The organism is Pantoea sp. ACRSB (assembly GCF_022346905.1).
GTDB classification, from domain to species: domain Bacteria; phylum Pseudomonadota; class Gammaproteobacteria; order Enterobacterales; family Enterobacteriaceae; genus Pantoea; species Pantoea piersonii.
The window spans coordinates 761,997-780,406 of sequence record NZ_JAKRNL010000002.1 but is presented as its reverse complement, the minus strand read 5'-3'; the positions used below and the strand labels follow the sequence as shown (position 1 = coordinate 780,406).

Annotated in this window: 15 protein-coding genes and 1 pseudogene; 11 read left to right on the top strand and 5 right to left on the bottom strand. The window is 59.3% G+C overall.

Features of this window, described 5'->3' with window-relative positions; translation table 11 throughout:
* Positions 1-269: 269 nt before the first annotated feature.
* From ansP to MHZ89_RS10115, 3 genes and pseudogenes are all read left to right on the top strand, one after another.
* Positions 270-1,766: pseudogene (gene ansP, locus MHZ89_RS10125) on the top strand (L-asparagine permease).
* A gap of 142 nt (positions 1,767-1,908) precedes the next feature.
* On the top strand, positions 1,909-2,487 hold the full coding sequence (nudK, locus tag MHZ89_RS10120; RefSeq protein WP_311782887.1) for a GDP-mannose pyrophosphatase NudK: 579 nt from the start codon (positions 1,909-1,911) through the stop codon (positions 2,485-2,487).
* Positions 2,488-2,732: 245 nt separating this feature from the next.
* Entirely contained in the window at positions 2,733-3,800 is a 1,068-nt protein-coding gene (locus tag MHZ89_RS10115) for a DUF1176 domain-containing protein (protein ID WP_311782886.1), read from the top strand.
* Here MHZ89_RS10115 and ampH read toward each other — a convergent pair.
* The 3 genes from ampH to tal form a co-directional block, all read right to left on the bottom strand.
* The gene (ampH, locus tag MHZ89_RS10110) at positions 3,797-4,966 is read right to left on the bottom strand and encodes a D-alanyl-D-alanine-carboxypeptidase/endopeptidase AmpH (RefSeq protein WP_311782885.1); all 1,170 of its coding nucleotides are present in this window, start codon (positions 4,964-4,966) and stop codon (positions 3,797-3,799) included. The two genes, MHZ89_RS10115 and ampH, sit on opposite strands and share 4 nt — an antisense overlap.
* A 145-nt stretch (positions 4,967-5,111) precedes the next feature.
* Entirely contained in the window at positions 5,112-7,112 is a 2,001-nt protein-coding gene (gene tkt / locus MHZ89_RS10105) for a transketolase (RefSeq protein WP_126689521.1), read from the bottom strand.
* A 69-nt stretch (positions 7,113-7,181) separates the two neighbouring features.
* Positions 7,182-8,132, bottom strand: coding sequence for a transaldolase (gene tal, locus MHZ89_RS10100; RefSeq protein ID WP_311782884.1), 951 nt, complete (start codon positions 8,130-8,132; stop codon positions 7,182-7,184).
* Between the two features lie 372 nt (positions 8,133-8,504).
* Between tal and maeB the strand changes: the two genes are divergently transcribed.
* A complete protein-coding gene (gene maeB / locus MHZ89_RS10095; RefSeq protein ID WP_311782883.1) occupies positions 8,505-10,784 on the top strand; it encodes an NADP-dependent oxaloacetate-decarboxylating malate dehydrogenase in 2,280 nt (759 codons plus the stop codon).
* Here the strand turns inward: maeB and hemF are convergent.
* Entirely contained in the window at positions 10,779-11,681 is a 903-nt protein-coding gene (gene hemF, locus MHZ89_RS10090) for an oxygen-dependent coproporphyrinogen oxidase (protein ID WP_271152807.1), read from the bottom strand. The genes maeB and hemF overlap by 6 nt on opposite strands.
* 32 nt (positions 11,682-11,713) lie before the next feature.
* Positions 11,714-12,580, bottom strand: coding sequence for an N-acetylmuramoyl-L-alanine amidase AmiA (gene amiA / locus MHZ89_RS10085; RefSeq protein WP_120458164.1), 867 nt, complete (start codon positions 12,578-12,580; stop codon positions 11,714-11,716).
* Between the two features lie 210 nt (positions 12,581-12,790).
* Here amiA and MHZ89_RS10080 point away from each other — a divergent pair, with 210 nt between their 5' ends.
* The 7 genes from MHZ89_RS10080 to cysA all read left to right on the top strand — a co-directional run bounded on the left by MHZ89_RS10080 (position 12,791) and on the right by cysA (position 18,397).
* A complete protein-coding gene (locus tag MHZ89_RS10080; RefSeq protein WP_120458165.1) occupies positions 12,791-13,216 on the top strand; it encodes a GNAT family acetyltransferase in 426 nt (141 codons plus the stop codon).
* Positions 13,212-13,673: a DUF2919 domain-containing protein gene (locus MHZ89_RS10075; RefSeq protein ID WP_311783022.1), complete on the top strand. Its 462-nt coding sequence runs from the start codon at positions 13,212-13,214 to the stop codon at positions 13,671-13,673. Before MHZ89_RS10080 ends, MHZ89_RS10075 begins: the two co-directional genes overlap by 5 nt.
* Before the next feature lie 64 nt (positions 13,674-13,737).
* Positions 13,738-14,349 (top strand): RpoE-regulated lipoprotein, encoded by a 612-nt coding sequence (locus MHZ89_RS10070; protein ID WP_311782882.1) that lies wholly within the window; start codon positions 13,738-13,740, stop codon positions 14,347-14,349.
* Positions 14,350-14,591: 242 nt separating this feature from the next.
* Positions 14,592-15,608: a sulfate ABC transporter substrate-binding protein gene (locus MHZ89_RS10065; protein WP_311782881.1), complete on the top strand. Its 1,017-nt coding sequence runs from the start codon at positions 14,592-14,594 to the stop codon at positions 15,606-15,608.
* Positions 15,608-16,444: a sulfate/thiosulfate ABC transporter permease CysT gene (gene cysT / locus MHZ89_RS10060; RefSeq protein ID WP_311782880.1), complete on the top strand. Its 837-nt coding sequence runs from the start codon at positions 15,608-15,610 to the stop codon at positions 16,442-16,444. Before MHZ89_RS10065 ends, cysT begins: the two co-directional genes overlap by 1 nt.
* The gene (gene cysW, locus MHZ89_RS10055; RefSeq protein WP_311782879.1) at positions 16,444-17,319 is read left to right on the top strand and encodes a sulfate/thiosulfate ABC transporter permease CysW; all 876 of its coding nucleotides are present in this window, start codon (positions 16,444-16,446) and stop codon (positions 17,317-17,319) included. The genes cysT and cysW overlap by 1 nt, the downstream gene beginning before the upstream one ends.
* Positions 17,309-18,397, top strand: a complete 1,089-nt coding sequence (cysA, locus tag MHZ89_RS10050; protein WP_311782878.1) for a sulfate/thiosulfate ABC transporter ATP-binding protein CysA — start codon at positions 17,309-17,311, stop codon at positions 18,395-18,397. The genes cysW and cysA overlap by 11 nt, the downstream gene beginning before the upstream one ends.
* The last annotated feature ends 13 nt before the right edge of the window (positions 18,398-18,410 follow it).

Sequence of the window (18,410 nt, the reverse complement as noted above, 5' to 3'; positions counted from 1 at the left end):
CCCTGATTTTCCCTCCCTGTAGCCTTTGCCGGTCCGTTAGCGACCGGTTTTTTTGTGCAGCAAACCCGATTATTACAAAACACTTTGTGCGCCTTGCCGGTATCTTTTGCTTCGTTCACGCAGAACGGGTAGGATTCATCGCCGTAATTTCCCCTGCCGCTTTACCTATAACTCACAGGCAGATTAAGTCGGGCAGTTACCCCATTTCGCATGGCGCGCGCAATCGTTTGTGATCGCCGTGATTGATGGTCAGGACAAACAGGAAGGCTATGAAATCTACTAAAAAAACCGCAGCCGAAATGCGTGCTGCGAAAAGACGCTGGCTGAACTCACATGACACCGGCTACCACAAGGCGATGGGCAATCGTCACGTTCAGATGATTGCTATCGGCGGCGCGATCGGCACCGGCCTGTTCCTCGGCGCAGGCGGACGTCTGCAGGCGGCGGGGCCGGCACTGGCGATAATCTATCTGGTCTGTGGCATCTTCTCGTTCTTTATCCTGCGAGCGCTGGGCGAACTGGTATTGCACCGTCCGTCAAGCGGCAGCTTCGTTTCCTACGCGCGCGAATTCCTTGGGGAAAAAGCCGCCTACGTCGCGGGCTGGATGTACTTCGTTAACTGGGCGATGACCGGCATTGTCGATATCACCGCCGTAGCGCTCTATATGCACTACTGGGGCGCGTTCGGTGATGTGCCGCAGTGGGTGTTCGCGCTGGGCGCGCTGGCTATCGTCGGCACCATGAACATGATCGGCGTGAAGTGGTTTGCTGAAATGGAGTTCTGGTTCGCGCTGGTGAAAGTGCTGGCTATCGCCATCTTTCTGGTGGTGGGCGTGGTGTTTCTCGGCACCGGCAAACCGCTCGATGGCAACGCCACCGGCTTCCACTTAATCACCGATAACGGCGGCCTGTTCCCCCACGGCCTGCTGCCTGCGCTGGTGCTGGTGCAGGGCGTGGTGTTCGCCTTCGCCTCTATCGAGCTGGTGGGCACTGCCGCAGGCGAGTGTAAAGATCCAGAGACCATGCTGCCGAAGGCGATTAACAGCGTTATCTGGCGTATCGGCCTGTTTTACGTCGGTTCGGTGGTGCTGCTGGTGATGCTGCTGCCGTGGAACGCCTATCAGGCGGGACAGAGCCCGTTCGTAACCTTCTTCTCGAAGCTGGGCGTGCCCTACGTTGGCAGCATTATGAACATCGTGGTGCTGAGCGCGGCGCTCTCCAGCCTTAACTCTGGCCTTTACTCTACCGGCCGTATTCTGCGCTCGATGGCGATGGGCGGCTCTGCGCCGAAGTTCATGTCGAAAATGAGCAAGCAGCAGGTGCCTTACGCTGGCATTCTGGTCACCATTGCGGTCTATGTCATTGGCGTGGTGCTCAACTACTACGTGCCGTCACAGGTATTCGAGATCGTGCTGAACGTTGCATCGCTGGGCATTATCGCCTCCTGGGGCTTTATCGTTATCTGCCAGATGCGTCTGCGCAAAGCGATCAAAGAAGGCAAGGCGGACGACGTCAGCTTCAAGCTGCCGGGCGCGCCGGTCACCTCCTGACTGACGCTGCTGTTCCTGCTGAGCGTGCTGGTGCTGATGGCGTTTGACTACCCGAACGGCACTTATACCATCGCCGCTATTCCAGTGCTGGCGGTTATCCTGGTGCTGGGCTGGTTCGGCGTGCGCAAGCGCGTTCAGGCTGTCGCCCAGACCGAGCACGATCATCTGCATAACGACGAAAAACCGCAGGCGCTGGCGGACGACGCCGCGCGCTAAGCGACATTGATACGGGCGATACCGCCTGTGCTGCAAAAGCCTGCCCGCTAACGGCAGGCTTTTTTTCATCCCGCCTCTTATAGTTTTCCCGCACGCTTCCGCCTATGATTGCAGGCTCCCTCAAATCGGCAGTGGAGCCATCATGTCGTTCAAGATCAACATCATCAAAGACAAACTTCTCTCCGAAAACTACTTTATTCTGCGTAACTACACCTATGAGCTCGCTACCAAAAGCGGCGAAATGGTGCGCCACAAGCGCGAGGTGTATGACCGCGGCAACGGCGCCACCATCCTGCTCTATAACCGCGAGAAAAACAGCGTGGTGCTGACGCGCCAGTTTCGCATCGCCACTTACGTCAACGGCAACGCTAACGGCATGCTGATTGAGGCGTGCGCGGGGCTGCTGGATAACGACACGCCGGAAGATTGCATTCGCAAAGAGGCGATCGAAGAGACCGGCTATGCGGTGGGCGAGGTGGAAAAACTCTACGAAGCCTATATGTCGCCGGGTGGCGTCACCGAGCTTATCCATTTTTTCGCCGCCGAATATAATGAGTCGCTGCGCGATAATGCCGGCGGCGGCGTAGAAGATGAAGATATCGACGTGCTGGAAATGCCGTTCCCCGAGGCGCTGGCGATGGTGAAAGATGGCCGCATCCGCGACGGCAAAACCATTATGCTGCTGCAGCATGCCCTGCTGGCGGGCTGGCTGAAAGCCTGATTATGCTGGGCGATGCGGCAGGGCAGGGCGACGCGTCCTGGCGTATTGTCCGATAAATCTGATTGAGATAAACCCGCGCGCTACAGATAGTGTAAACGGTGATTTCTGTGGCGCCGCATCGCAATATCGTATGCTTTTTCAGCAGTTAAGTGCGCTTTCCGGACGTGGTCACAGTTTAGGTCCACCGGATGTCCGGCCGTTGCGCTATCATCTCCACTCTGAGATTTTGGGGACCGTTTTTCCTGATGCCGACCTGGACGAAGTCACTGCTGGTATTGCCATTCCTTTTCATTGCCTGCGTTAAAGCCGATCCACTGCAAAAGTCATTTTCCGACTGGCAGGTGACCTGCAATAACGCCGGGTTTTGCGTGGCGCGCAATATACCGGGCGACAAAGGGCTGGTGATGACTATCGCTCGTCATGCCGGCGTTAACGATCGTCCGCTGCTGCGCATCGACTACGGCAGCGCCTACAGCGGAGAAATTCCCGGCGCGCCGCTGCAGGATAATTTGCTGCTCGATCAGCGTCGCCTGCGTCCTGACTTTAAGCACTGGACGGTAGAGCCACACCATCTCGCCACCAGCAATGCCATCGCCATTGATGAATTTTTAGCGCAAATCCTCGACGCGGATGCGATACAGCTCACCTACAACGCGCAGGCGTCTATTTCACTGCATGGCCTGAAAGCGGCGCTGCTGCTGATAGATGACGTGCAGGGCAGAGTTAACGGCATGAGCGCCTGGATTAAGCGCGGCTCACGCGCGCTGTGGGATGTGCCGCCTGCGCCGCAGCTGCCGCAGCTGCCCGCCCAGGGAACGCCGCCAGCCGCGCTGACGCATGAAGAAACCAGCGGGCTGCTTGACTACGGCACCTGGCGACTTAACAGCGACGCCTGCTCGCTCGACCCGATGCGGCGCGAAGTCAACGTTGCGCCGCTGACGGACAGCAAGGCGCTGCTGATGGTGAGCTGCGAAATGGGGGCTTACAACGTGATCGATCTGGCGTTTGAAGTGACGCGCGCCGCGCCCTATGTGGCGCGCGGCATTAGCCTGACGCTGCCCTTTACGCCGCCGCGCGGCGAGCGACAGCTGGAGCTGATCAACGCCGACTATGACGCCAACACCGGCCAGCTGTATACCTTCAGCAAAGGGCGCGGTCTGGGCGACTGCGGCTCTGCCACACGCTGGCGTTTTAACGGCAGCGACTTCACGCTGGCGGAATATGCCGAGGAGTCCACCTGCGACGCCTGGCACAGCAGTGACGACTGGCCGACCCTGTGGGTATCCCAGCCGTCACCCGCGACCGCGCCTTAGCGCATCGCCTGTATCATCATCGGCGAACCTTTCTGGTTGCCGACCAGCTCCGCCAGCATATCGTTAACGCCGTCGCTCATCGCGGTAAAGCGCGTCAGCGGCGAGCGCGTGATCACCACAAACACCCCGACGTTATTCTGCGGCACCATCGCCATATAGGTGATGAAACCGCCGCCGCCGCCGGTCTTCTGGATAATGCCGGGACGGCCGTTTTTCGGCCCCATATAGACCCAGCCCATGCCAATTGCGTCGGCTCTGCCCGGCACGTCCATACCTTCCACCTTCGCCAGCTGGTCGCGGCGATAGATTAACGTCTGCATGCGATCGACCTGCGGCGAACGCGGGCTAACCGCCGAGTTAAGAAACTGCTGCATCCAGCGGCCCATATCTTCCGGCGTCGAGTAGACGCCGCCGCTGCCGATAGCGGCCAGCGTATTATTGCAGGGGCTGGCACCTTTCTCCGCCACCATCAGGCGGTCGCACTGCTCCGGCGAAGGGGTGAAGGTGGTATCTTTCATGCCGAGCGGGCGGGTAATGAGCTGTTGCAGCAGCGCCGGATAGGGCGTACCGGCAGCGCGCGACAGCGCGTCGCCCAGCAGGTCATAGCCCAGGTTCGAATAGGAGGCGTTGGTACCCGGCGCGGCTTTCAGCTTCGCGCCCGCCAGCCAGTCCCAGCGTTCGCTGCGCGTCGGCCAGACAAAGACCGGACGATGCGGTTTACCGCCGGGCTGTTCGCGCGGCAGGCCGCTGGTATGGGTAGAGAGGTTAATCAGGCGAATCGGCTGGCCAGCGTAGCTCGGCACGCGCGCCCCCGGCGGCGCGTATTTGCTCAGCGGATCGTCCAGGCGAATTTGGCCGCGCTCCGCCATTTTCACCATCACTTCGCTGGTCAGCAGCTTGCTGAGCGAGGCGATGCGGATCAGGGAATCTTTCTGCGGGCGCACGTTGTTGCCTGGTCGGGTTTCGCCAAAGCTGGCGAAAACGCGCTGGTTCCCGTCGATAGCGACCAGCGCCATCCCGGTAGCGCCGCTGCCGTAAAAAATGTGTTCAGCGTAACGATCGACAATTTGGGAAGAGAGCAGCGGATCGGGCGCGATCTGCGCTTTGCCTGCTAATGGCATCAGGGAAACCATTAAGGCCAGTAAATAAGGAGTACGTTTTTTCAACGGGAAAGCATCCAGCCAGATGAGTCAGGGAAGGATCCTATAGTAATGGGTTTACGCAAGCGGTGAAGGGGGCTAAAGCGATTTTTTTCTGTTTCAGGCTGTGTGAAGGGAGAAGACCCTCTCCGCAGAGAGAGGGCCTTAAGCATTACGCTGGCTTGAGTAACGACTCCGCCTGCGCCACGACATTTTCAATCGTGAAGCCGAAGGCAGGGAAGAGCTTGCCTGCCGGCGCGGATTCGCCGAAGGTGGTCATACCGACGATTTTGCCGTCGATGCCGACATACTTGAACCAGTAATCGGCGATGCCCGCTTCCACCGCGACGCGCGCGCGCACCGTGGACGGCAGCACAGATTCGCGATAGGCGATATCCTGCTTGTCGAACACGTCGGTGCTCGGCAGCGACACTACGCGCACCTTATGGCCGTCAGTGGTCAGTTTCTCCGCCGCGCCCAGCGTGATCTCCACTTCCGAACCGGTCGCGATCAGGATAACGTCCGGCGTACCGTCGCAATCCTTCAGCACGTAGCCGCCGCGCGCGATATTTTCGACCTGGGCAGCGGTACGTTCCGGCTGCAGCAGGTTCTGACGCGACAGGATCAGCGCGGTCGGGCCGTGATGGCGCTCGATAGCGGCTTTCCACGCTACCGCCGTCTCAACCTGATCGCAGGGACGCCAGGTGCTGAAATTAGGCGTCAGGCGCAGGCTGGCGAGCTGCTCGACCGGCTGGTGCGTCGGGCCATCTTCGCCGAGACCGATGGAATCATGGGTATACACCATAATCTGACGCGCTTTCATCAGCGCCGCCATACGCGCGGCGTTACGCGCATATTCCACGAACATCAGGAAGGTCGCGGTGTAGGGCACAAAGCCGCCGTGGTGGGCGATGCCGTTAGCGATAGCGGTCATACCGAATTCGCGCACGCCGTAGTGAATATAGTTGCCCGCCGGATCTTCTTTAATCGGCTTCGAACCAGACCAGATAGTCAGGTTGCTGGGCGCCAGGTCCGCCGAGCCGCCCAGCAGCTCCGGCAGCAGCGAGCCGAGATGCTCCAGCGTATTTTGCGACGCTTTACGGCTGGCGATCTTCTGCGGATTAGCCTGCAGGTCGGTGATGAATTTAAGGGTCTCTTTTTCCCACGTTGACGGCATTTCGCCGTTCATGCGGCGCTGATACTCTTCAGCCAGCTCCGGATGCGCCTGTTTATAGGCCGCCAGCTTGTCGTTCCAGGCGCGCTCGCGCTCGGCGCCCGCCTCTTTGGCGTCCCACTGCTGATAAATTTCCTGCGGGATTTCAAACGGCGGTGAAGTCCAGCCCAGCTCTTTACGCGCCAGCGCCACTTCCGCGTCGCCCAGCGCAGCGCCGTGTGACTCCTCTTTACCAGCTTTGTTCGGCGAGCCGAAACCGATAATGGTGCGGCAGATAATCAGCGACGGTTTGTCGGTTACGCTCTGCGCCTCTTTAATGGCGCGGCTTACCGCCTCGGCGTCATGGCCGTCGATCTCGCCGACCACATGCCAGTTATAGGCTTCAAAGCGTTTATGGGTGTCGTCGGTAAACCAGCCTTCGGTTTCGCCGTCAATGGAGATGCCGTTGTGGTCGTAGAAGCCGATCAGCTTGCCGAGGCCCAGCGTGCCCGCCAGCGAGCAGACTTCGTGGGAGATCCCCTCCATCAGACAGCCGTCGCCCATAAAGACATAGGTGAAGTGATCGACGATATCGTGGCCCGGACGGTTGAACTGCGCGCCCAGCGTGCGTTCGGCGATCGCCAGACCTACGGCGTTAGCCAGACCCTGGCCCAGCGGGCCGGTGGTGGTTTCAACGCCCGGCGTGTAGCCGATTTCCGGGTGGCCTGGGGTTTTCGAATGGAGTTGACGGAAGTTTTTCAGCTCTTCCATCGGCAGATCGTAGCCGGTAAGGTGCAGCAGGCTGTAAAGCAGCATCGAACCGTGGCCGTTGGACAGGATAAAACGGTCGCGGTCGGCCCAGGCGGGGTTAGTCGGGTTGTGCTTCAGGTAGTCGCGCCACAGCACTTCGGCGATGTCCGCCATGCCCATTGGCATGCCCGGGTGACCTGAGTTTGCTTTTTGTACCGCATCCATACTTAACGCGCGAATTGCGTTCGCCAGCTCTCTGCGTGATGACATAGGGTTCTCCCTTCGTTGAGCAGAAGTGCGGGCGGGAAAACCCGCCCGACAAAGTTAAACAGACAAAAACTACAGGCGTGCGGCCAGCACGTCTTCGAGTTTCTGCTGATCGACGGCAAACTGACGGATGCCCTCGGAAAGTTTTTCTACCGCCATCGGATCCTGGTTGTGCTCCCAGCGGAACTCCGCTTCAGAGAGCGACGCAGGCTGATGGAAACCTTCGGTAGATGGCTCCAGCTTGCGCTCAACCGGCGCATCGCTGTTCTGCAGCTCTTCCAGCAGGTTCGGGGAGATAGTGAGACGGTCGCAGCCCGCCAGCGCGATAATCTGTTCTACTTTACGGAAGCTCGCGCCCATGATGATGGTGTTGTAACGGTGCTTTTTGTAGTAGTCGTAGATGCGACGCACTGACTTCACGCCCGGATCTTCATCGACGACGTACGGATCGAGCGGTTTACGGCTGTTGTACCAGTCGTAAATACGGCCGACGAACGGCGAAATCAGGAAAACACCCGCTTCCGCACAGGCGCGCGCCTGAGCTAAGGAGAAGAGCAGGGTCAGGTTACAGTGAATGCCGTTCTTCTCCAGCTCTTCCGCCGCCTTGATACCTTCCCAGGTAGAAGCCAGCTTGATCAGAATGCGCGAGCGGTCGATGCCGTGATCTTCATACATGCGAACCAGTTTTTCCGCTTTGGTCACACACATGCCACGATCGAAAGAGAGGCGCGCATCTACTTCGGTCGAAACACGGCCCGGTACGCTTTTCAGGATCTCCATACCGAGATTGATCGCGACTTTATCGCTGGCGTTGATAATCTGCGTCTCTTTGCTGCCGCCTTGCTTTTTCGCATAGTCGATGGCGTCGTCGATCAGGTGCTTGTAGCCTTCGAGGCCGGAAGCTTTCAGGATCAGAGAAGGGTTAGTGGTGGCGTCTTCAGGATGGTAGTTGCGGATGGATTCGATATCGCCGCTGTCCGCCACGACGGTTGTGAACTGTTTTAGTGCCTCTAGCTGGTTCATCTTTTAACTCCTTGATGAGCAATTCTTTATTGCGAATGATTTCACCCTGCAACACAGTGCATCAGGCGTTCGATGATGAAAATACTCTTTTTCTGATTATTGCGATGGGCTGAACTCATCGGGGCCCCGCGCGGCGAAAAGAGCGTGACGTCAAACAGGGATAGCGTGCTGCAACATCCTGTCAGTCAGCCGGGGGGCGAAAATCGCGCATCTCAAAGGTTAGCAGAACTGACGATTTCTGCCGGATTAACCGCACTTTCCGCCCTGCGCGCCCTTTACGTATCGATCTGCCTTATCGCGATCCCTCCGACGTTTTCCTTTCTGTCCGCCTTTTATACTGCCAGCGCACTGAAGCTGAAAAAGGAACCGACGATGGACGACCAACTCAAGCAGAGCGCGCTGGATTTTCATCAGTATCCCACTCCGGGCAAAATCCAGGTTTCCCCCACCAAACCTCTCGCCACGCAGCGCGATCTGGCGCTGGCCTACTCGCCCGGCGTCGCCGCGCCCTGTCTGGAAATTGCGCAGGATCCGCTGGCGGCACATAAATATACCGCGCGCGGCAATCTGGTGGCTGTGATCTCGAACGGCACTGCGGTGCTTGGACTCGGTAATATCGGCGCGCTGGCGGGCAAACCGGTGATGGAAGGCAAAGGGGTGCTGTTCAAAAAATTCGCCGGTATCGACGTCTTCGATATCGAGATTGATGAACAAGACCCGGAAAAGCTGATCAACGTTATCGCCGCGCTGGAACCGACCTTTGGCGGCATTAATCTGGAGGATATTAAAGCGCCGGAGTGCTTCTATATTGAACAGCAGCTACGCCAGCGCATGAAGATTCCGGTATTTCACGACGACCAACACGGTACGGCGATTATCTGTACCGCGGCGGTGCTTAACGGGCTGCGCATCGTTAACAAAGAGATTGCCGCGGTGCGACTGGTGGTCTCCGGCGCGGGCGCATCGGCTATCGCCTGTCTGAATCTGCTGGTGGCGCTCGGCATGCAAAAAGAGAACATTGTGGTGTGCGACTCGAAAGGGGTGATCTACCGCGACCGCGAAGCCAGCATGGCGCCCACTAAAGCCGCCTATGCGGTAGAGGATAACGGCGCGCGCAGGCTGGAAGAGGTAATCGAAAACGCGGATATCTTTCTCGGCTGCTCGGGGCCGCGGCTGCTGACGCCGGAAATGGTGCAGAAGATGGCGCGCGATCCGCTGATTCTGGCGCTTGCCAATCCCGAGCCGGAAATTATGCCTCCGCTGGCCAAAGCGGTGCGCCCCGACGCCATTATCTGCACCGGCCGTTCTGACTTCCCGAATCAGGTCAATAACGTGCTCTGCTTCCCGTTTATTTTCCGCGGCGCGCTCGACGTGGGCGCAACCACCATCAACGAGGAGATGAAGCTGGCGGCGGTGCACGCTATCGCCGCGCTGGCGCAGGCGGAGCAGAGCGATGTGGTTGCTTCCGCCTATGACGATCAGGATCTCAGCTTCGGGCCGGACTACCTGATACCGAAGCCCTTCGATCCGCGCCTGATTGTGCAGATTGCCCCGGCGGTGGCGCGCGCCGCGATGGAATCTGGCGTGGCGACCCGTCCTATAGAGGATTTTGATGCCTATCGCGAGAAGCTCGCCGAGTTCGTCTACAAAACCAATCTGTTTATGAAGCCGATCTTCTCCCAGGCGCGCAAAGCGCCGAAGCGCGTGGTGCTGGCGGAAGGGGAGGAGGTACGCGTACTGCACGCTACGCAGGAGCTGGTGACGCTTGGCCTGGCGCGGCCGATCCTGATTGGTCGTCCCAACGTGCTCGCCATGCGTTTGCAGAAGCAGGGTCTGAAGATCGAAGCGGGCAAAGATTTTGACGTGGTGAACAACGAATCGGATCCGCGCTTCAAGGCGTACTGGAACGAGTATTACCAGATGATGAAGCGGCGCGGTGTAACGCCAGAGCAGGCGCAGCGCGCGGTGATCGGCAATCCAACGCTGATCGGCGCCATTATGGTACATCGCGGCGAGGCGGACGCGATGATCTGCGGCACCATTGGCGACTACCATGAGCACTATGACGTAGTGGAGAAAGTGTTCGGCCTGCGCGACGACGTGAAGGTGGCGGGCGCGATGAACGCGCTGCTGCTGCCCAGCGGCAATACCTTTATTACCGATACCTACGTCAATGAGGATCCGACGCCGGAACAGCTGGCCGATCTGACGCTGCTGGCGGCGGAGACGGTGCGCCGCTTCGGCATTGAGCCGCGCGTTGCGCTGCTGTCGCACTCCAGCTTCGGCACCTCAAACGCGCCCGGCGCGCGCAAGATGCGTGAAGCGCTGGCGATTATTCAGCGTCGCGCGCCAGAGCTGGAAGTGGATGGCGAGATGCACGGCGATGCGGCGCTGATTGAGAGTATACGCCGCGAGCTGATGCCAGACAGCCCGCTGAAGGGGGCGGCGAACCTGCTGATCATGCCGAACGTCGAAGCGGCGCGCATTAGTTACAACCTACTTCGCGTCTCCAGTTCGGAGGGCGTCACCGTCGGCCCGGTGCTGATGGGCATCAGCAAGCCAGTGCATGTGCTGACGCGCATCGCTTCGGTCAGGCGGATTGTGAATATGGTTGCGCTTGCCGTCGTTGAAGCGCAAACCGCGCCTTTATAGCCAGTCGCGCACCGGTAAAAAGTCGCGCGTCAGCGCGGCTTCCGGCGAATCCGGCTCCGGCTGATAGTCATACTCCCAGCGCACCAGCGGCGGCATCGACATCAGAATGGATTCGGTGCGGCCGCCGGTCTGCAGGCCAAACAGAGTGCCGCGATCCCACACCAGGTTGAACTCCACGTAGCGTCCGCGGCGGTAGAGCTGGAACTGGCGCTCGCGCTCACCCCACGTCAGTGCTTTGCGGCGTTCGACAATTGGCAGATAGCCGTCGAGGAAGCCGTGACCCACCGCCTGCATAAAGCGGAAGCTGGTGTCGAAGTCTGGCGTGTTGAGATCGTCAAAAAAGAGGCCGCCAATGCCGCGCTGCTCGTCGCGATGCTTCAGATAGAAGTAATCGTCGCACCATTTCTTGTAGCGCGGGTAGACCTCATCGCCGAACGGCTGGCAGAGATCGAACGCGGTCTGATGCCAGTGCACCGCATCTTCCTCAAAGCCGTAGTAGGGAGTCAGATCGAAGCCGCCGCCGAACCACCACACCGGATCGGCGCCCGGCTTTTCAGCGATAAAAAAGCGCACGTTGGCATGACTGGTCGGCACATAGGGACTGTGCGGATGGATTACCAGCGACACGCCCATCGCCTCAAAGCTGCGGCCCGCCAGCTCTGGACGGTGCGCCGTCGCCGACGCTGGCATCTGGTCGCCGTGAACGTGCGAAAAGTTAACGCCTGCCTGTTCAAATACCGCGCCGTCGCGCAGCACGCGGCTGCGACCGCCGCCGCCGCCGGGACGCTGCCAGCTGTCCTCAATAAACTGCGCGCCGCCGTCGGCTGCCGCCAGTTGATTACAGATTGTCTCCTGCAGGTTCAGCAGAAAGGCTTTAACGCGGGAAATATCGGGCATGACATCTGACTCATTGCAAAAAAGTGGCGCGATTATACCTGACCATTGCGGCGATCGTACTCATCAAAATAGCGGGTAATGCCGCCAGCGATCGCCGTCGCGATTTTGCTGCGGAACGCGGCGGTGCCGAGCAGCTGCTCTTCACGCGGATTAGTGATAAAGGAGGTCTCGACCAGCACCGACGGAATCGACGGCGATTTCAGTACGGCAAACGCCGCCTGCTCGGTATGCTCGCTGTGCAGATGGTGCACCGGGCGGATCTGATCCAGCACATGCTTGCCCAGCGTCAGGCTGTTGCGGATGGTGTCTGTCTGCACCAGGTCGAACAGGATCTGGTTAAGATAGTGATCCTGCTGCTCAACCTTCGCGCCGCCGACTTTATCCGCCGCATTCTCTTTATCTGACAGATAGCGCGCCATGGCACTGCTGGCGCCGCGGTTCGAAAGGGCGAACACCGAGGCGCCGCTCGCTTCAGGGCTGGTAAAGCCGTCGGCGTGAATCGACATAAACAGGTTCGCGCCGTGCTGGTGCGCGATCTCAACGCGCTGATACAGCGGAATAAAGTGGTCGCTGTCGCGCGTCAGCCGCACCTCAATGCGCGGATGCGACTGCAACAGCTGGCGCACGTTGTTCGCAATCTCCAGCACGATATGTTTCTCTTCCGAGCCTTCGCTGCCTACGGCGCCGGAGTCGATGCCGCCGTGGCCGGGATCGATCATCACGATGCGCTTGCCGTTTTTCTGCGGCGGCGCAGGCTGCGCATGGCGCGGGCTGGCGCGCAGCGGGGCGCTTTCCTCTTTCGCCTGAACCGCGCGCGGGGAGAGCACTGCCAGCGCCAGGCCAGAGAGCAGCAGCTGACGACGGTTGGTAAGACGCTTAAGCAGAGAAAGTGTGGGCATAGGCCGGTCCATTAGCGGAAATTGTGCAGAGTGTTATATCGTAACATTTTGTCCGCTGCGAGGACCTAACCCTTTCAGCTCTTTACTTTGTATGTCAGGTTGCTAACGGGAAAACTGGCGCTTTTTGCTCCAGGCTGCGCTAGCCGGGGTTGCACGCGGCTCTGAATGCGTGATAATCAGCGAATTGTGCTTATTTGCAAGGTAAAGAAGATGGAAATCCGCGCCTTCCGCCAGGAAGATTTTGAAGAGGTGATTACGCTCTGGGAGCGTTGCGATTTGTTACGTCCGTGGAATGACCCGGAACTGGATATCGAACGCAAGATGAACCACGATGCTGACCTCTTTCTGGTTGCGGAAGTGGGCGGCGAAGTGGTCGGCACGCTGATGGGTGGCTATGACGGTCATCGCGGCTCCGCCTACTATCTGGCGGTGCATCCCGACTATCAGGGCCGCGGCTTCGCCAATGCCCTGATGAACCGGCTGGAGAAAAAGCTTATTGCCCGCGGCTGCCCCAAAATCAATCTGATGGTGCGTGAAGAGAACGATCAGGTCGTCGCCTTCTATGAGAAGCTGGATTACGAACCGGTGGATTCAGTGCTGCTCGGCAAGCGGCTGATTGAAGACCGCGAGTATTGATGCAGTGAAATATTTGCCGGACGAATATGATGCGAAAGGGCAGCTGCGGCTGCCGTTTCTTTTTTGGCTAACGCTGCTGCTGCTGGCGCGCACCTGGATCCTGCTGGTGATGGCGGGGGCGTCGCGCCAGCAGGGCAGCGATCTGCTGGGACTCTTCTATCCCGACCGGCAGGCGTTCTGGCTCGGACTGGCGCTCGGCGCGCCTGCGCTCATTGGCCTGCTGCTGACCGGCTACCGCGCACGCTGGCCGCGGCTGTGGCAGATGTGGCGCTGGGTGCTGGTGCTGTCGCTGGCGGTCAATCTGGCGTGGCAGGGCGGGACCTTCGCATCCGGCGATCTGCTTACCTCGCCCTGGCCGCTGCTGCTCACGCTGTTCGATGGCCTGGCGCTGCTGTGGCTGCTGCTCAACGTCAGGCTGCGCGACTGCTTTCTGCCGGAACATCAGCTGGCGGAATAAACTTTTTTGCTGCTGGCGACTCCAATGAGTTCTGCCGTTTGGCACCGTGTTAACAGGAGTTTTAATGAAAGCGTTACCCTATTCGCTGCTGGTGGCCGCTACGCTGCTTAGCAGCTGTGCCAGTACCGGCTCCGCCTCTGAGTCAGACGTAAGCTGGTATAACCCGCTGAGCTATCACTGGTCGTCGGCGCTGCCGTGGAACTGGTTTGGCTCATCGTTGACCGCTACCGAGCAGGGCGTCGGCGGCGTCGGCAGCGCGACCGCAATGAGCGAAAGCGCGATCGGCGACGGCCTGAAAGGCAACTATAAGCTGCGTCAGGGCATGCGTAGCGAGAACGGCGATGTCATCGCCTTCTGGCAGGCGCTGGACGGCGATAAAGTGAAACTGCAGATCAGCGGGCGCAGCAGCGTAGAGCGTATTGAGGTGACGGACAGCGATATTGCCGCGCAGGATGGCGCTAAAATTGGCGACGCCTTTAGCGACAAATTCAGCAAGGCCTTTAACAACTGCAAGCTGGCGGGCGGCGCGGGCAACCACGACGTGGAGTGCCGCGCGCCAGGTAGCCAGCATCTTTCCTATGTCTATAGCGGTGACTGGCATGGCCCGGACGGTCTGATGCCGTCGGACGACGTGCTGAAAAGCTGGAAGCTGAGCAAAATTATCTGGCAGCGTTAAAAAAGCGGCGGTGCCCAAGGGGGTGGGCGTAGCGTCATAACAGCCGCTGTAAGCTCTCCGGGCCGCCTGACGCGGCCCGCGCCTTTGCTGCCTGGCGCATAAACTATTGCGCTGTCTTATGCCATTTTCGACTTTGAAATCATCAAACGATATATAAAACCGCTACTGCTTTTCACAGGGTTATAAATACACTGGGCAAACGGCTGGCATAAGCCGGATCTCTTGTTTTCTCAGGGTGCCCAATGACCAAAAGAACGATGAAAAATATCGTTGGCGGTATCGCCTTGTCGCTCAGTCTGGCAGGCGCGGCCAGCGCCACCGAACTGCTCAACAGCTCGTATGACGTTGCGCGCGAGCTGTTTGCCGCCCTGAATGCGCCGTTCGAAAAACAGTGGGATGCCAGCCATCCCGGTGACAAACTCACCATTAAAATGTCGCACGCCGGCTCCTCAAAACAGGCGCTGGCGATCCTGCAGGGGCTGCGTGCCGATGTCGTCACCTATAACCAGGTGACTGACGTGCAGGTGCTGCACGATAAAGGCAATCTGATTGCCGCGGACTGGCAAAGCCGCCTGCCGAACAACAGCTCGCCGTTTTACTCCACCATGGCGTTCCTGGTGCGCAAGGGTAATCCAAAGCAGATTCACGACTGGGCCGATCTCGGCCGCGACGACGTGAAGCTGGTCTTTCCTAATCCAAAAACCTCCGGCAACGGCCGTTATACCTGGCTGGCGGCCTGGGGCGCGACCAGCAAAGCCAACGGCGGAGACGAGGCGAAAACCCGCGCCTTTATGGCGAAATTTTTGAAGAACGTCGAAGTGTTTGATACCGGCGGACGCGGCGCGACCACCACCTTCGCCGAGCGCGGTCTGGGCGACGTGCTGATCAGCTTTGAATCCGAGGTCAACAATATTCGTAACCAGTACGGCAAAGATGAGTATGAAGTGGTGGTGCCGAAAACGGATATTCTCGCCGAATTCCCGGTGGCCTGGGTCGATAAAAACGTCGCGCACAATAATACCGCCGACGCGGCGAAAGCCTATCTTAACTATCTCTATACGCCACAGGCGCAGCAAATCGTTACTGACTTCTACTACCGCGTAAACAATCCGCAGCTGATGAGCGAGCACAAAGATCGTTTCCCGCAGACACAGCTGTTCCGCGTGGAAGATCAGTTTGGCGGCTGGGATAAGGCAATGAAGAGCCACTTCGCCAGCGGCGGCGAGCTGGATCAACTGTTATCAGCGGGGCGTGGATAATGTTTGCGTTAACTCAGAAACGCGTGCTGCCGGGATTTGGTCTGAGCCTCGGCACCAGCCTGCTGTTTACCTGTTTAATTCTGCTGCTGCCAATCAGCGCGCTGCTGATGCAGCTGTCGAAGATGACGCTGGCGCAGTACTGGGAAGTGATCAGCAACCCGCAGCTGGTGGCGGCCTATAAGGTAACGCTGCTCTCGGCAGCCGTTGCCTCGCTGTTTAATGCGGTGTTCGGCATGATTATGGCGTGGATCCTTACGCGCTATCGCTTTCCTGGCCGCACGCTGCTGGATGGCCTGGTGGATCTGCCGTTCGCCTTGCCGACGGCGGTCGCGGGCCTGACGCTGGCCGGTCTTTTCTCGGTAAACGGCTGGTACGGCGAGTGGATCTACAACGCCTTCGGCATCAAAGTTTCCTATACCTGGCTCGGCATCGCCGTCGCGATGGCTTTCACCAGCATCCCCTTTGTGGTGCGTACCGTACAGCCGGTGCTGGAAGAGCTGGGGCCAGAATATGAAGAGGCGGCACAGACGCTGGGCGCAACACCCTGGCAGAGCTTCCGCCGCGTAGTGCTGCCGGAAGTGGCGCCCGCGCTGCTGGCGGGCACCGCGCTCTCCTTTACCCGCAGCATCGGCGAATTCGGCGCGGTGATTTTTATTGCCGGCAATATCGCCTGGAAAACCGAGGTCACCTCGCTGATGATTTTCGTGCGCCTGCAGGAGTTCGACTACCCGGCCGCCAGCGCCATCGCGTCGGTGATCCTCGCGGCGTCGCTGGTGCTGCTGTTTGCGATTAACACTCTACAGAGCCGCTTCGGCCGCCGTCTGGGAGGCCACTAATGGCGCATATCTCCCACATCAACGCCGCTGACCGCCAGCCGGTCAACTGGAGCAAATGGCTGCTGATCGGCATCGGCGTGCTGGTATCGCTACTGCTGCTGGTGGTGCCGATGATCTCTATCTTCTATGAAGCGTTGAAGATGGGGCTGGGCGTCGCTTTTCAGAATCTCGGCGACAGCGACATGCTGCACGCCATCTGGCTGACGGTGCTGGTCGCGCTGATTACAGTGCCGGTCAATCTGGTGTTCGGTACGCTGCTCGCCTGGCTGGTGACGCGCTTTAACTTCCCTGGTCGCCAGCTGCTGCTGACGCTGTTCGATATTCCGTTTGCCGTCTCGCCGGTAGTGGCTGGTCTGATGTATCTGCTGTTCTGGGGCGTTAACGGGCCAGCAGGAAGCTGGCTGGATGCGCATAACATTCAGGTGATGTTCGCCTGGCCCGGTATGGTGCTGGCGACCGTATTCGTTACCTGTCCTTTTGTGGTGCGCGAGCTGGTGCCGGTCATGCTGAGCCAGGGCAGCCACGAAGATGAGGCGGCAGTGCTGCTTGGCGCCTCCGGCTGGCAGATGTTCCGCCGCGTTACGCTGCCGAATATCCGCTGGGCGATGCTGTACGGCGTGGTCTTGACCAACGCGCGTACCCTCGGTGAGTTTGGTGCGGTCTCGGTGGTATCGGGATCGATTCGCGGCGAGACCTACACGTTGCCGCTTCAGATTGAATTACTGCATCAGGATTACAACGTGGTAGGCGCCTTTACCGCCGCTGCGCTGCTGACGCTGATGGCCATCGTCACGCTGTTTCTGAAAAGCATGCTGCAGTGGCGCTTAGAGCAGCAGCAGCATCGCCTGCAACAGGAGGAAAATCATGAGCATTGAGATTAAACAGATCAACAAATCTTTCGGCCGCACTTCGGTGTTGAACGATATCTCTCTGGATATTCCTTCTGGCCAGATGGTAGCGCTGCTGGGGCCGTCCGGCTCGGGGAAAACCACGCTGCTGCGTATTATCGCCGGGCTGGAGCATCAGAACAGCGGGCAAATCCGCTTTCACAATAAAGATGTCAGCGCCCTGCATGCCCGCGACCGTCAGGTTGGCTTCGTGTTCCAGCACTATGCGCTGTTCCGCCATATGACGGTATTCGACAATATCGCTTTTGGCCTGACGGTGCTGCCGCGCCGCGAACGGCCTTCCTCGGCTGAAATCAAACAGCGCGTGACGCGCCTGCTGGAGATGGTGCAGCTGGCGCATCTGGCAAACCGCTTTCCGGCGCAGCTGTCGGGCGGCCAGAAACAGCGTGTGGCGCTGGCGCGCGCGCTGGCGGTCGAGCCGCAGATCCTGCTGCTCGACGAACCTTTCGGCGCGCTGGACGCGCAGGTACGTAAAGAGCTGCGCCGCTGGCTGCGTCAGCTGCATGAGGAGCTGAAGTTTACCAGCGTCTTCGTTACCCACGATCAGGAAGAGGCGATGGAAGTAGCCGATCGCGTGGTGGTAATGAGCCAGGGCAATATCGAGCAGGTGGGAACGCCGGACGAAGTGTGGCGCGATCCCGCCACCCGCTTTGTGCTGGAGTTTCTCGGCGAGGTGAACCGCTTTGACGGGGAGATCCACGGCTCGCAATTCCACGTCGGTGCGCATCACTGGCCTCTGGGCTATACACCGGCACATCAGGGTGCGGTCGAACTTTTCCTGCGCCCGTGGGAGATTGACGTTTCGCGGCAGAGCAGCCTGGAGACGCCGCTGCCGGTACAGGTTCTTGAAGTTAGCCCGCGTGGTCATTTCTGGCAGCTGGTGGTCCAGCCGACCGGATGGCAGAGCGAACCTTTTTCGCTGGTGTTTGACGGCGACAGAAGCGCGCCGGTACGCGGCGAACGTCTGTTCGTCGGCCTGCAGCAGGCGCGTCTCTATCAGGGCGCGACGCCGCTGCGCGCTGTTGCCTTTGCCGAAAGCGCCTGATATTTTCTCACGC